The following is a 14,495-nucleotide window of genomic DNA, read 5'->3' on the forward strand; positions in this document are numbered from 1 at the left end:
TTCTAAACCCCGTTGTTGTGTTCCTTTAAAAACCTGTTCCGCACTCCGGTTTACTCAATATCGGTTTTTTGTTAGGTCGTACCGGTAAAAAACACAAAACCTCGTACAATGGAAACAACTATCCATAAGGCCTTTTTCAGGTCTTTAGCTTGGTAGTCAACAATAATAGCATTATTAAAAAAGACACTGATCAATTATAAAAGCCTATTTTTATGAAATCAAGTTTTTATTTCACTAAAAACATTTCTGAAAAATCTGAATCTAAATACTGCTTAGCAATTATGAAAATGAAAATTAGTTTATTAATACTACTACTTTTAAACTCTTTTTTTCTATTAGGTCAAGATCTGAAATTTGATCAATACTGGGATATTTCTTCTTCAAAAAGCATTGTTTGGAATGTACATAAAACTGATTCATACCCGCATGGAGATAATATTGAAATGTCTGGAAAAAAAGTATCCGCAATAATTTATTACGATGTTAATAAAGATAAGGAACTTAGTATAAAGCGTGAGATAATATACCCTCAATTAAGGACTTTTGAAGAGGATTGGAAGAAATACCGGGCGTATCATAAGCAAACTTATGCCCAGGAAATTGAGCCCACAATCAGCATGGATGGTACTAATGTGGTATTTAAAAAAATTGATTCGGTGAAAATTGATGGTAAAATTACTTTTTATCATGCTCCAGTTCAGGGAATTATTCTTAAAAGAACTTTATTTCCCTCTATGAATCAAAGAGTATTTGTTGAAAACTGGGAGTTAATAAATAATAGTGATCAAGAAAAAGAATTAAAAATCGACAAAACAGATACTCTTCATCAATTGAGGGGATATAAGGGAATTTATACAAGTCATGTATATAGCGATTCTGAAAAAGAAATTAGCCTCCTTCCCCAGTCTGCCTATAATTTTACGCTTTATTTTTCTGCCGCTATAGATGATGAACCGGTAAATGGATTTAACTACAAAGAAATTGAAGCGGAAAGAAATAATTTTCTTGACAAGATTAAAGAAAATCTTGTTTTAGAAACCTCCAATCCGGTCATAGATCAGCTTTTTTATTTTTCGAAAATACGAGCTTCTGAAAGTATTTTTGAATCAGAAATGGGCTTAGTGCATTCTCCGGGAGGAGGAAACTATTACATTGGTATCTGGGCAAATGACCAGGCAGAGTACAGTGGCCCTTTCTTTCCCTTTTTAGGATATGATACGGGTATTGAAGCGGCAAAAAATACCTATCTCATGTTTTTAAAAAATATTCCCCAAGACTCCTCTCCAATATGCTACTCATTTGAAATTGATGGTGAGCTCCCCTCCTGCGGTAAAGATAGGGGAGATGCTGCTATGATCGCCTATGGTGCATCTCAATTCTTATTACGAAATACCGATAAAAATTTTGCAAAAAAAATATGGCCGTTGATTGAGTGGAGTCTAAACTACTGCAATAATCACAGGAATGAAGAAGGTGTTGTTTTGTCAGACACAGACGAGATGGAAGGAAGAATATCTACTGGCGAAGCAAACCTTTCTACTAATTCTTTATACTATGGAGGACTAATTAATGCATCTTACCTTGCAAAAGAACTTGGCCTGCATAAGTTATCTAAACAATATCTAAAACGTAGTATTGAAATGGCCAATGTTATAGAAAAGTATTTTGGTTATAACATAGCAGGACTAAATACCTATCGTTATTTTAAAGGAAATACACATCTTAGACATTGGATTTGCTTACCACTGGTAATGGGGATAGATAAAAGAGCGGAAGCAACTGCCAATGCACTTCTCGAAAAACTTTGGACATCAAACGGAGTTTTAGTAGAACTAAATCCCGCATCCACAGAGCCGAATATTTTTTGGGATAGAGGAACCTTATATGCCTTAAGGGGAACCTTTAAAGCTGGTTTCTTTGAAAAGTCTCTTAACAAATTAATAGATTATTCAGGGAAAAGATTATTGGGCGAGCACGTACCCTATCCGATTGAAGCATTTCCTGAAAATAATATGAAGCATCTTTCAGCAGAAAGCGCTTTATATTGCAGGCTAATTATCGAAGGAATGTTGTCATTTGAGCAAACTGAGTTCAATTCTTTTAGTATTGCACCACAACTTTCTAATGAAATGTCCAAAATCAATCTTAAAAATCTATATATAGGTGATAAAGCGATCTCTATTCACCTGCAATTAATAGACGATATGATTGAAACTAAAATTTATTTAAATGGAGCTGAACTAATTAATAAGCAGATAAAAGCGGGAGAGAAAGTAAATGTGAAAATTTAAAAATCTTTGCATAGCGATTAGTATTCAAAAACAATTAAACATAAAGATATGACTGAATATTATTTAGTCATTAAAATTTTCTTGAGGCTAAAAACAAAGCCTATAGAATAGAATTACTCAAGATACATGCAATAAAAAATATGTTTCTAGATGAAGTGACTGTGTTTTTTCATTTGTAGCTCATTATAATTAGCTTACTTATAGCACCTTGACCAATACTACTATTACGAGTCTGTAATAGTATAAAATACACTGCCTCAAAATATTTAATTATGATCTAGACAACAAAATATAATAAATCTAAGATTATTTTATTTTTTTTGTTGTCATATATATTATATTTGCAGCAACAATAAGACTGAATATAAAATGAGACAATTAACTTTCGCATCCTTGCAAGTGAAAAATTTGGAAGCTTCAAAAGACTTTTATACAGAAAAATTAGGATTTGAAATCGACAATTCAAATCCGCAAGCTTTTGTTTTTAAATACAATCAAGGAGAAGCAAGTTTCGCCATTCGCACACCGCTGGAACCGATTGAAGACAAAGAATTGGGAGTTGGTGTGTCACTTTGGTTTGCTGTATCGGAAAATTTGGACGAACTGAATGAGAAATTCATTGCCAATGGAATAACTACTGTGGATCCAATATTTGAAACTCCATTTGGCAGAGCTTTTCACGTAAAAGATCTTGATGGTTATAAACTTACTTTTTTAGATCCAAAATGAAGGAAAGGGGAGTTCAATATTGGATAATCGTAGCTTCAAAAGACCACGTTGAAAATGGAGTTGGACAAGGAATAGCACAGGCTTGTCACGGAAAAGTTACGCCATTAAAAAGAATGAAAAAAGGAGATCTTGTAATTTATTACTCAAGTAAACAAACTTTTGGTAAGCCCGAAAAATGCCAGGAATTTACAGCATTGGGAAAAGTCTCAGATGATGAAATATATCAACAGCAAGTTTCGGAGGATTTTTGTCCTTCCAGAAGAAACATTGAATTTTTGCAATGTAAAGACACTTCTATCCTTCCCTTAATTGACGATTTACAATTTATCCAAAACAAAAAGAGATGGGGATATCCGTTCCGTTTTGGAATGCTTGAAATCAATAAACACGATTTTGATTTAATCTCATCTCAAATGCTTCAATAAGATGTCTAAAGAAATTGATTTTCAGTTTAAAAGTCCAAATGATAGTCCAGGTTATTTGCTTGGTCAAGTAACTATGTTATGGCAACGTAAGCTAAAAAAGGTTTTGGACCCTTTAAACTTAACACAAACACAGTTTGTGTTGTTAGCTGCATTGGGTTGGCTTTCCAAAAAGAATAATGTTGTCACACAAGTTGAGATTGCCAACCAAAGTAATACGGATAGAATGATGGTGTCCAAAGTTTTGAGAACGTTGGAAAAAAAGAAATTTATTAGTAGACAAGAGCATCCTACCGACACCAGAGCCAAAGTAATTAAATTAACGACTGATGGTGCAAAAGTGCTACAAATAGCATTGACCGCAGTAGAAAATGCAGACACGGCATTCTTTTCTGTTTTGAGTACTAATTTGCCCAAATTCAATAAGAATATGGTGAATTTGATTGCGCAAAATAAAGATGAATAAAAATAAGTGTCACTAAAAATAGGGGTTGATGCATTTGCCTTATTATGGATACTGTGTCCCAGAACATTCGGGGTTAAAAGGCTAGCATTTAGGCTACCACCAATTGTTCGCATATAAAAATTCAAAAAAATTGGAGAATGATTTTATAATACAAAAGCCGTTTAATGATGGCCTTCAACAATGGGTTGATTATTATTTTTTTATTGAAATTCCTGTCGACAAACTCAAATTTAATGAAGAGTTTGTCTTCCCTTTTCCTAGAATTACGTTTGGATATTTTTTTGAACATCCGTTTTTGGTCACCAATCATTCCCTTAACGAAAATTATAGTGCTGAAATGATTATTTCAAGAATTTCCACTAACCAAATTTCAGTAAAACCACTTACCGATAAAGTGAAAATTATCGGGGCACACCTAAAACCCTATGGATTGGGACTGCTAACAAATGATGATATTTCCAAGAAGCCCTGGATCATAAAAACAGAAGATTTATTTAAAAAGGAAGCAGAGCGATTTAAGAAAAAAATTGATCGCTGTTCTAACCCGAAAGAAATGTTTGCAGTGATAGAACATATTTTTTTAAGCTCAATATTAACAAAGGATTTGAGTATTGTTATTAAAGCACTTGATTTGATAGAAGAAGAGGAAGGAAATATTTCTATTTCGAAATTATCTGAAAATACAGGTACCTCAACTAGAACTTTAAGAAACCATTTTTATAAATCTGTGGGATGTTCCCCTAAAGAATACATGATGTTGCTGAAGCTAAGGCAGTCCATCTATCAGATGAAACATTCGTCCAACTCGCTGACTTCGGTTTCCTATTCACAAAACTTTGCTGACCAGGCACATTTTAGCAATACGGTTAAGAACATCACCGGAACTCATCCAAGAGCAATTAAAGAAAACTTGCCCAATTTCCGATTCTTACAATTTTAGGCTTTTTGATTAAGCGAGCTTTGTCTTCATAAACTTTAATACAACTAAGACAATGAAACGCAAAACTATTCTAACAGCTCATATCATCGCCACTTCCATTGCCGTATTAACCATTGATTGTTTTTTCAGCTTTTCTATTATTGCCGAAATTGTGGGAAATGAAGAATTTATCAAGCACGTAAAAAAAGGAATATTGTATTGTTTACCTGTTCTAGTATTCGCAATGTCAATGTTGGCAATAACAGGCAAAAAACTTGCTGGAAAGTCAAAAAGTCCAATTATTACAACAAAATTGAAACGAATGAAATTTGTTACCTTTAACGGAATTATACTCATTTCATTAGCAGTTTACCTATATTTTAGAGCCATTAATAATAACATCGACGGTACATTTTTGTGCGTACAAATCATCGAAATACTTTTTGGAGCTATTAATCTGACCTTGCTAGGATTAAATATAAAAGCCGGTATGAAGCTTTCGGGTAGCATACAAAGAAATACTTCCTAAAATAGTAATTATTTATGAGACTAATTAGTTTTTAAGTGTACATCCTGGCCGGGTTCAGAATTGGCTATTTCGACATTAGTAAGCCTAAAACTTATCAACTTTAAGGTTGAAAATAGTGAGTATTGGGTAGAACCCTTATTTAAATATTGGATCACTTTTAGGTTTTTTAATTCTTTGTTTATCATTTTTGAAATACGTTCAACTAGTTTGATTAGTAACATATAAAGTTTTTTCATGCGGTATCAGGAAGCTAATTATATGCTGAAGCTTTATTTCAGGTTAAAGATTATGTAGGTTGCCAAACCTGATTCCAAAGAAAAAAGTTCGGGGTTGTGCGGGCCCATAGATATAATCTGAATCTCTCGTTGCACCGGTATCAAAATCATCTTGATAGGCATTAAAAATATTCTGTATCCCAGCATATAGATTCATTTGGAAATTATCTGTAATATCAATATGCTGACTTAATTTTAGATTGATGTCATAAAAGGGATCACTTTCATTGAGTTGTAAAAACCCAGAATCACTTATCACCAAAGGAACGGTCATTGATCCGGTGTATGTTCCGGTGATATCTATACTTGTTTCTTCGAAAATTGATATATTACTGTTTAAGTAACCATAAAGATTGGGGTTTCTAACAAATTCAGAAATAATAATATCAGTTTCCCCGGGAATGCTCCCATCGGCTTCAAATAAAATCTGATCTTCTTTATATTTTGAATTTTGGATAGTTCCTCCCAGTTGAAAACTTAATTTCGAAGATGGCGAAACACCTATTTCGATATTAGCACCGCTAACGTAGGCTCCGCTACCATTTCTTACTTCTTCCAGAATAGAACCATTGGATAAACTGGCGCCTGTACTCACTGTAGTAAAAGGGTTTTGTAAATCGGTGTAAAAACCTTCCAGTAAGAAATTTGTTTGCAGTTTATTGAAATTTTTCGAATAGTTTACAGACGCTGTATAGGCATTAGAATATTCTGTTTCCAAATCATTGGATAGAATTACAAATTGGGGTTCACCACCAACTGAGGATACGTGCAAATCTTCATTAAATGCCTGCGGAGCTCTAAATCCACGGGCATATCCTCCTCTAAACTGCCATGCTTCAGCTGGTTGATATCTTAGCGTTAAACGAGGACTAATCACCGTTTGATCAATTGCAACCTTTCGATTAATGTCCTGGATGGTATAGCTACCGTCGACGTTTACATGATCTATACGTCCACCAATTAATGCGGTAAAGGTTTCAGAAGGTTTCCATTCGTACTGGGCAAAAGCACCAACTGCATTTACTTGTTGATCAATATATCTATTATACCCCGGGATATCATCTTCGGTATTACTTAGATTATATTCGGTTCCCACCGTTAAAATATCATGATTGCTTTTAAAATTACGGGTAAATTGTCCACCTACTAATAAAGCGACATCATTTGTATTTCCATAAGCGTTTGCGGCGCTAATAGAATCCTGACGAGTACGACCTCCTCCAAGACCTCCATAAAAGCTTTTACGATCGGTATGCTGCCCAGAGGAATAAACCGAAAATTGATTGCTTTGGTCTTCATTGCGTATATCGTAGGTGATTCCACCAATTACAGTATTGTGATCCAGTTCTTCTGTAATATCAGTAAGATGTGGAGCTAATTTTAGCCGGTCGCCACCACGACGATATTCCTCTAAAGCTGTTAAATCTAAAGTTATTTTACTTTTTTCATTAGGCTTTAAAAATGCTTTGGCACCCAGGCTGGTATTGGTGAGTTTTGTAAGTTCTGTAAATCCATCACCATTAGCGTCGTAACTGTCACGATCTCTTTTCATCCCAAAAACCGTTATCCCGCTATTTAAATCTTCACTCACTACAGATGCATTTAGATTTAAACTACGGTCTGGTGTTTTTCCATCAATAAAACCAAGATTAGAACCAATCTGCCATGAATTTAGAACGGGATCTTTGGTAATAATATTTATTGTTCCGGCAATGGCATTAGAGCCATATAAAGCAGAACCACCACTTCGAACCACTTCGATACGATCTAAAATTGAAGTAGGGATTTGTTCGAGTCCATAAACACTATTAAGAGCTGAAAACACGGCCCTGCTATTCATGAGCACCTGAGTATAACTGCCATCCAGTCCATTGAGACGAACCTGGGTGAATCCACAATTTTGGCAATTGGTTTCTACACGCACTCCGGGTTGGAAATTTAAACTCTCCGCAACAGATATAGATTGAGTGGCGTTAAAAAGTTTAGGGCTAAGTACATTTACAACAACGGGAGCCTTTTTCAGATTTACACGGTTTCTGGTAGCACTAATAACTACCTGATCTAAACCTAATTGATCCTCTGCAAGGCTAATTTGCAGCGAGCGCTCTTCTTGATTGCGGGAGTCAATTTGTAAAGTTTTTGTCTTATAACCGATGGCTTGAATTTTTAAGGTATGCGCTCCTGCTGATAATGAAAACTGAAATAAACCATCACGATCTGCAGACGCCCCTGTTTGTTCCCCAATGATAGAAATATTTGCAAAGGGGACGGCATGCCCTTCCTCACTCAAAATCTTACCATTTATTTCAACTTTGGATTGGGAGGAAAGCACAAGGGGGAAGATAAGAAGTAAGAGTTGAAGTAGTTTCATTAATGTATTATTTTTAGTGTTTATAAATTTAAATTTTAGACAAATCTAAAAAATAATTTAACTTATATAAAATAAGATGATATTATATTTCAAATGTAGTTAAATATTTTATTAATGCAACTTTGTTGCTTTAATAAAATATGCTAGTTTTGTCAGAAAAAAATCAGAGTGATGAAAAAGTCTATGTTCGATTATTTTGGGGTCTCGGCAGCTACTTTATGTTCCATACATTGTTTAGCGTTGCCAATTCTTACCATAATTCCTATCCAATGGCAGCATAATCACTGGATAGATCTTGCCTTTGCGATTATCGGTTTTGTAATCGTCTTACAGATTTCCAAAACTCTAGATTCAAAAAGCTTAGAGTTTGTGTTATGGTTATCTATATCGATCATTCTGGTAAGTGCCTTGCTGTCATTTTTTCGAAACTATCATAGTCGACTTATACATTTGGGATCTTTAGGTTTGATCATTGGTCATTTAATCAATGCATTTCATCATAAAATGAATGCTTTTAAAATTGTCAAAAGATAGATCATGTTGATAACCAAAAATGTATCGTTCAAATATCCAAAGCAAGAGGAACAGTATTTCCCGGATATAAATCTTAAGTCGGGAGGATCTTTATTAATAACTGGTGCGTCGGGTAAAGGAAAATCTACATTGTTATACTTATTAAGTGGTTTACTGAAACCATCACACGGGGACATAACTTTTAACAATATCTCTATTCCGTCATTATCGGAAAATGAACGTGATCATTTGCGCGGAACGCAAATGGGGATTGTTTTTCAAAATACGTCATTTATTCAGAGTTTAAGTGTTTTTGAAAATGTTCAATTGTCCGGTTGGTTAGCGAATAAGAAGAAAATACGAAAAGATGAAATTATGTATTTTTTATCCTCTTTGGGAATAGACGATGTCGCACATAAATCTCCCGAAAAACTTAGTACCGGTCAACGCCAACGCGTTAGTATCGCAAGGGCTTTAGTACATCAACCTGCACTTCTACTAGCCGATGAACCCACGGCCAGTTTAGATGATATAAATACAGATAAGGTTGCAAAGCTATTGTTGGATTGTACATTAAGCTTTAATACTTCTCTGGTGGTGGTCACCCACGACCAGCGCTTGAAACAATTTTTTAGTAGCCAAATTAAATTATAATATGATCAGTAAACTAGCCTGGAAAAATATTTGGCATAACCCACTAAGCACAGTATTAAGTATGATGTTGCTTTCATTTTCTGTAGCGATGATATCATTACTTATTATCGTTCAGGAAAAATTTGAAAATAACTATACTGCGAATTTAAATAATATCGATTTAGTGCTTGGTGCTAAAGGAAGTCCTTTACAACTTATTTTATCTGCAGTTTATCAAATTGATGCACCTACCGGGAATATTGCTTATAAAGAAGCTCAGCAATGGATGGAGCATCCTTTTGTCCAACATGCTGTTCCCTTAGCTTACGGCGATAACTATCAGGGAAACAGAATTGTAGGTACTACCAAAGACTATATGAAGCTTTATGGAAATGATTTAGAAAGCGGACGCTTTTTTAATGCCAATTTTGAAGTCGTAATAGGGAAGAACCTGGCAGAGCAATTGAACCTGAGGATTGGAGATCAATTTTATGGTGCTCACGGACAAAATGCCGAAGGTCATGTTCACGATGAACATCCTTATACCATTGTGGGGATAGCTAATCCTACAGGGAAGGTGTTGGATTACCTGATTTTATGTAATATCGATAGTGTTTGGGAGATGCACCATCACGATGCGGATCATAATGGGCACGATCATAAGCAGATTGAAGAGGATACAATAGAAGAACAGCATAGTGAACATAAGGCTCACGAAGAAGAGGAAGATAAACAGATCACAGCGGTACTTCTAAAATTAAAAAATAAAATGGGATTGGTTACCTGGCCAAGATTGGTCGCTAATGCTACTAATATGCAAGTGGCTTCCCCTGCTATAGAAATAAACCGACTATTTTCATTAATGGGTCTTGGAATAGCCATGCTTAGTTATCTGGCGTATGGGATCATGATTCTTGCCGCTTTAAGCATTTTTATCTCATTATATACTCGTTTAAATAACCGTAAAAAAGAGTTTGCGTTGATGCGGGTGAGTGGCGGTAATAAATTTCAGTTGTTTTGGTTGGTGGTGCAGGAAAGTCTGTTTTTATGTCTGTCAGGTTATATAATAGGAAGCTTGTTAGCACGATTCGTAATCCTGTTTTTTGGTCATTATACCGATAATGAGTTTCATTTAAGTATAGACCCGATGTCAGTGGTTTTAGCTAAAGAGGTTTACTTGTTGAGTGCTTGCCTTATTTTGGGGGTATTAGCAGCTTTAATTCCAGCAGTAAAAGCATATAAACTTAATATTCCTAAAATTTTGTCCTATGAGTAAAACGAAATGGGCACTGTTAGTATTGATCGTAAGTGTTTTATTTATAGTAGAATATATATGTTTTACTCCAAATAAGGCGAATACAGTTGGATATAAAGCCATAGTGGATACTTCAAGAGCAATTGATGATATTTCTGAAACAGAAAAAAGATCACCTAAGATATCCAAAGATACTGTAAAGCTGGGCTGGCAATTATTGGCTAATATCGATTATGTGGAAGAGAAAACAGAGGACTATCCCGGTGGTGTTTTAAACCCTATCATCAATTTTCAATTAAAAAATTTAAAAAATCATTATATAGAAATTTCAGGATATGTCGTTCCCATGGATGAAAATTCATACGCTTTAAGCAGTAATGTGATGTCGGCCTGCTTTTTCTGCGGAATGGCGGGACCGGAATCTGTTATGGGAATTCAGTTTAAAAATGATACCCCTAGTTTAAAAACAGATCAATATATAAGCCTGGTGGGGATATTTTCATATAATGATACGAATCCCGAAGATTGGATCTATCATATTAAAGATGCCAAAATATTGAAAAAATAAATAAGTTCTATGAAACAGGTATGAATTACAAAAAAGAATCAGGAGTCTGTTTTGGAAGCTGTTTTTTTTAAGATATTAATTTTGATCAAATTTCTTACATTTTCCAAAAAAGCATGTAGGATTTTATATATTTGCAGCGTGAAATTTTTGTTTCCCATATTCGCCTTTTTGATTGTTTTTCAGCCCGCATTTCCGGTGGTGGAATATGTCCTGAATTACGATTACATCAGCAAAGAACTTTGTGAAAATAAAGATCGCCCTGAATTGGCCTGTAATGGGAAGTGTTATTTGATGCAGGCGTTAGCCGAGGCTTCAGAACAAGAGTCACAACAAAAAAAGGAAACTTTAGCAAAAAAAGTAGAAATTCCTTTATTTTATGCTGAAAAACAGCTGGTACTAAATACCAGTATGGATACCGAAGTGATCGCTCATAACTTCAGTGCGAAACCTCAATTTTATCAGTTCTATTCGCTTCAGGATTTTTTCCATCCTCCAATCATTTAAATGGTACTCGATTTTCGAGATTTTAAGGATCAATTTTAGTCTGCTCAAAAATTAAAAAGAGTGGTGACTAATCATATATTTTAAAACTTAAAAGATTTAGATGAACATTTCAATAAAACTAATCTATAGATTAGCCTTAGTATTCAGTTTAGCTTTAATGGCTATTTCCTGCGCCGAAGATACTTCAGCAAAAAAAGAAAAATATGAGGACTTATTTCATCAAGTGCTGGATATTCATGATGAAGTAATGCCTAAAATGGGTGATATTTCAGAATTATCAAAGGAATTAAAAACAATGGCAGATACTAGTAGCACGGCGGAGAAATACCTAAAAGCCGAGCAAAAACTACAGGAAGCTGATAAGTTAATGATGGATTGGATGCATAGCTTTAGCGACGAATTTGTGAAAAATAAAGCCAAGGTTCAAAAAATGAACAACGAAGAGCTTCAAGAACAAATCGATGCTTTAGAAGAAGAACTTAGCGATGTAAAAGCAATGCAGCAAGCCGTAAATTCCAGTATAGAAAACGCACGCGCACTTACTAAATAAATCTTATTAGGTATATGCGATATTTAGGCTTTTTCGTAGCCTTTTTTATCCTGCTTAAACCTATAATGCCCATTTTCGACTATGTTTTCAATTATGATTATATAGTGACCGAATTGTGTATTAATAAAGACCGTCCAGATCTTGCCTGTAATGGTAAATGTTATCTAATGCGGTCTCTGGCTAAGCAGGCTGATAAAGAACACGAAGAAAAACGTGGAATATTAGCCAATAGATACGAGCTGCCTTTGTTATATTTCGAACTTGATCAGCTAAACTTTGATGGACAAGCTTTGATTCTCGAAAATAGCGATAAACACGAGTTTTCTTATTTGGCGAATTATACTTTTCTCTTTTATACGAGAATGGTAAAACCTCCTATTGCTTAAAATTTATTTAAAGACAGGCTAAGATCGGCTTTTAGACTGATAGCCATAGCTATGTCCAAATTTTAACGGAGATCAATTCTTCGGGAATAAAAACATAGCAGCGTAGTATTTAAAAAATGTAATAAAAAGCAATCCAAATTTTAAACAAAATGAATGTTAATTATATAAAAATCTTCGTATTAGTTGTTGTCGTTTCTCTAACGGCATGCTCTTCAGATGATGATGCGGTGAGTAACCTGGGTGGGGAAAATGATGTGCGTATTGAGTTTGACGCTGGCGTAAACGGAGATGCCTTACTTCTGGGAGCTACCGGTTATACCAATGCTAACGGAGAGACTTTAAAGATTAACCGCTTTAATTATATCGTAAGTAATTTTGTACTGATCGATGCTGAGGGAAATGAATTTACGTATCCTAAGGATGATAGTTATTTTGTGGTGAGTGAAGAAAATGAACTTACCGAGGTGGTTTTAAAAGATATCCCGGCAGGAGAATATGTGGCCCTTAAGTTTGGCGTAGGGGTAGACCAGGAAAAATATCAGCAGGGCGCTGAAGGACAGGGAGATTTTCTTCAGGTAGCTGAAGAAAATGAAATGATGTGGTCCTGGCAGGCCGGGTATAAATTCCTAAATTTTGAAGGAACTTTTACATCAGAAACCGTAACTGAGCCTACCATTTTCCAAATCCATATGGGAAGTCACGGCAGTAGCCTGGATAATTACCGGGAAGTAACACTGCAAATGCCAAGCGATGCTCTGGTAAGCGAAAATTTGAGTCCGGTTGTGCATATGGCCGTCGATGCCAACAAGGTACTGGATGGGCAGCATAAAATCAAACTTTCTGAAGCAGCAGTAGTAATGATCGATGAGGTAAAAAGTCCGCAAATTTCAGAAAACATAAACGGAATGTTTCGCGTAGATCATGTACATAATGGTGAAAATATTCAGCATTAATTAAGGATTAATATTGGTAGATGGAGCATCTTTTTTTTCAAGGTGCTTCAGTTTACCGTAAAAATTTTCAGAAATGATAAATGATCATAAGAAAATCCTTATGCTGATTCTGTTGATTTTAGGCCTCTATTCCTGTAGTGATGATGAAGCCGAATATATCTCGATCAATAGGGAACTGGATGTCAATATACCTTCAAATTTCCCACAGATTCAGTATGATCTTAGTGCCAATCCACCAACCGAAAAAGGATTTGAGTTGGGTAAAAAACTGTTCTATGATGGCCGTCTATCTTCAAACGGATTTATCTCTTGCGGATTTTGTCACGAGCAGCGCTTTGCGTTTACGCATCACGGGCATCAGTTTAGTCATGGAATCGATGATTTAGAAGGTACACGTAATGCACCGGCAGTTCAAAATATGGCATTCCAAAAAGAGTTTGCCTGGGATGGTGCAACTTCGCACCTGGATTTATTTCCTATTATCCCCATAACCAATGAAGTAGAAATGGGAGAAACCGTATCCAACGTGGTTTCCAAATTGCGCGAGGATGACGAATATCAAAAATTATTTACAGAAGCTTTTGATGAGGGTGAGGTAAACAACGAATATTTCTTTAAAGCTTTATCACAGTTTATGGTGATGATGGTCTCTTCAAACTCAACCTATGATAAATATGTAAGGGGAGAAGAAGGTGGTGAATTTACTGAAACTGAAGAATATGGTTATGAATTATTTCAGCAAAAATGTGCTTCCTGTCATACCAGTGATTTATTTACCGATGATGCTTTTAGAAATAACGGATTGCCGCCTTATCCCGGTATTAATGATATTGGTCGGGCCGAAGTAACCGGCAGCACAGCCGATAATTATAAATTTAAAGTACCCAGTTTAAGAAATGTGGCGATTACCGCTCCTTATATGCATGATGGGCGTTTTGGTAGTTTAGCATCGGTACTTAATTTTTACGATACTGGTGTACAGGATTCAGAAACCTTAGATCCTATTTTAAAACAAAATAACAGGTTAGGTATCGATTTAAGCGAGGAAGAAAAGCAGGCTTTAATAGCCTTTTTAAACACCCTAACCGATGAAACTTTTTTAAACGATGAACGATTTGCAGAATATTAAAT

16 protein-coding genes are annotated in these 14,495 nt (G+C 35.2%); 15 read left to right on the plus strand and 1 reads right to left on the minus strand.

The features are described from left to right. Positions 1-212 precede the first annotated feature (212 nt). The 6 genes from ZPR_RS07415 to ZPR_RS07440 all read left to right on the plus strand — a co-directional run bounded on the left by ZPR_RS07415 (position 213) and on the right by ZPR_RS07440 (position 5,356). Positions 213-2,291 carry a hypothetical protein gene (locus ZPR_RS07415; RefSeq protein ID WP_013071041.1) on the plus strand — a complete coding sequence of 693 codons (2,079 nt, stop codon included), beginning with the start codon at positions 213-215 and terminating at the stop codon, positions 2,289-2,291. Positions 2,292-2,660: 369 nt separating this feature from the next. Next, positions 2,661-3,020, plus strand: coding sequence for a VOC family protein (locus tag ZPR_RS07420; protein ID WP_041578766.1), 360 nt, complete (start codon positions 2,661-2,663; stop codon positions 3,018-3,020). Continuing rightward, entirely contained in the window at positions 3,017-3,445 is a 429-nt protein-coding gene (locus ZPR_RS07425; RefSeq protein WP_013071043.1) for an EVE domain-containing protein, read from the plus strand. The genes ZPR_RS07420 and ZPR_RS07425 overlap by 4 nt, the downstream gene beginning before the upstream one ends. Position 3,446: 1 nt before the next feature. Beyond that, entirely contained in the window at positions 3,447-3,908 is a 462-nt protein-coding gene (locus ZPR_RS07430) for a MarR family winged helix-turn-helix transcriptional regulator (protein ID WP_041578767.1), read from the plus strand. A gap of 130 nt (positions 3,909-4,038) precedes the next feature. Beyond that, a complete protein-coding gene (locus tag ZPR_RS07435; RefSeq protein ID WP_148211680.1) occupies positions 4,039-4,848 on the plus strand; it encodes a helix-turn-helix domain-containing protein in 810 nt (269 codons plus the stop codon). A 52-nt stretch (positions 4,849-4,900) separates the two neighbouring features. Continuing rightward, positions 4,901-5,356, plus strand: coding sequence for a hypothetical protein (locus tag ZPR_RS07440; protein ID WP_013071046.1), 456 nt, complete (start codon positions 4,901-4,903; stop codon positions 5,354-5,356). Between the two features lie 279 nt (positions 5,357-5,635). On the opposite strand, the gene ZPR_RS07450 is transcribed toward ZPR_RS07440, so the two are convergent. Beyond that, positions 5,636-8,002: a TonB-dependent receptor gene (locus ZPR_RS07450; RefSeq protein ID WP_013071048.1), complete on the minus strand. Its 2,367-nt coding sequence runs from the start codon at positions 8,000-8,002 to the stop codon at positions 5,636-5,638. 171 nt (positions 8,003-8,173) lie between these two features. Between ZPR_RS07450 and ZPR_RS07455 the strand changes: the two genes are divergently transcribed. The 9 genes from ZPR_RS07455 to ZPR_RS07495 all read left to right on the plus strand — a co-directional run bounded on the left by ZPR_RS07455 (position 8,174) and on the right by ZPR_RS07495 (position 14,493). Then, the gene (locus tag ZPR_RS07455; RefSeq protein WP_041578769.1) at positions 8,174-8,536 is read left to right on the plus strand and encodes a MerC domain-containing protein; all 363 of its coding nucleotides are present in this window, start codon (positions 8,174-8,176) and stop codon (positions 8,534-8,536) included. Between the two features lie 3 nt (positions 8,537-8,539). Further along, positions 8,540-9,169 carry an ABC transporter ATP-binding protein gene (locus ZPR_RS07460; RefSeq protein WP_013071050.1) on the plus strand — a complete coding sequence of 210 codons (630 nt, stop codon included), beginning with the start codon at positions 8,540-8,542 and terminating at the stop codon, positions 9,167-9,169. A gap of 1 nt (position 9,170) precedes the next feature. After that, positions 9,171-10,424: an ABC transporter permease gene (locus ZPR_RS07465; RefSeq protein ID WP_013071051.1), complete on the plus strand. Its 1,254-nt coding sequence runs from the start codon at positions 9,171-9,173 to the stop codon at positions 10,422-10,424. Beyond that, complete coding sequence (locus ZPR_RS07470) at positions 10,417-10,971, plus strand: hypothetical protein (protein ID WP_148211681.1); 555 nt, start codon at positions 10,417-10,419, stop codon at positions 10,969-10,971. Before ZPR_RS07465 ends, ZPR_RS07470 begins: the two co-directional genes overlap by 8 nt. Before the next feature lie 168 nt (positions 10,972-11,139). After that, a complete protein-coding gene (locus ZPR_RS07475; RefSeq protein ID WP_013071054.1) occupies positions 11,140-11,475 on the plus strand; it encodes a hypothetical protein in 336 nt (111 codons plus the stop codon). Positions 11,476-11,575: 100 nt separating this feature from the next. Next, positions 11,576-12,025, plus strand: a complete 450-nt coding sequence (locus ZPR_RS07480) for a peptide chain release factor 1 (protein ID WP_013071055.1) — start codon at positions 11,576-11,578, stop codon at positions 12,023-12,025. Positions 12,026-12,090: 65 nt separating this feature from the next. Then, on the plus strand, positions 12,091-12,411 hold the full coding sequence (locus ZPR_RS07485; RefSeq protein ID WP_041578770.1) for a hypothetical protein: 321 nt from the start codon (positions 12,091-12,093) through the stop codon (positions 12,409-12,411). Between the two features lie 149 nt (positions 12,412-12,560). After that, positions 12,561-13,364, plus strand: a complete 804-nt coding sequence (locus ZPR_RS07490; protein WP_013071057.1) for an MbnP family protein — start codon at positions 12,561-12,563, stop codon at positions 13,362-13,364. Positions 13,365-13,437: 73 nt separating this feature from the next. Continuing rightward, a complete protein-coding gene (locus tag ZPR_RS07495) occupies positions 13,438-14,493 on the plus strand; it encodes a cytochrome-c peroxidase (RefSeq protein ID WP_148211682.1) in 1,056 nt (351 codons plus the stop codon). The last annotated feature ends 2 nt before the right edge of the window (positions 14,494-14,495 follow it).

The organism is Zunongwangia profunda SM-A87, assembly GCF_000023465.1.
GTDB lineage: Bacteria > Bacteroidota > Bacteroidia > Flavobacteriales > Flavobacteriaceae > Zunongwangia > Zunongwangia profunda.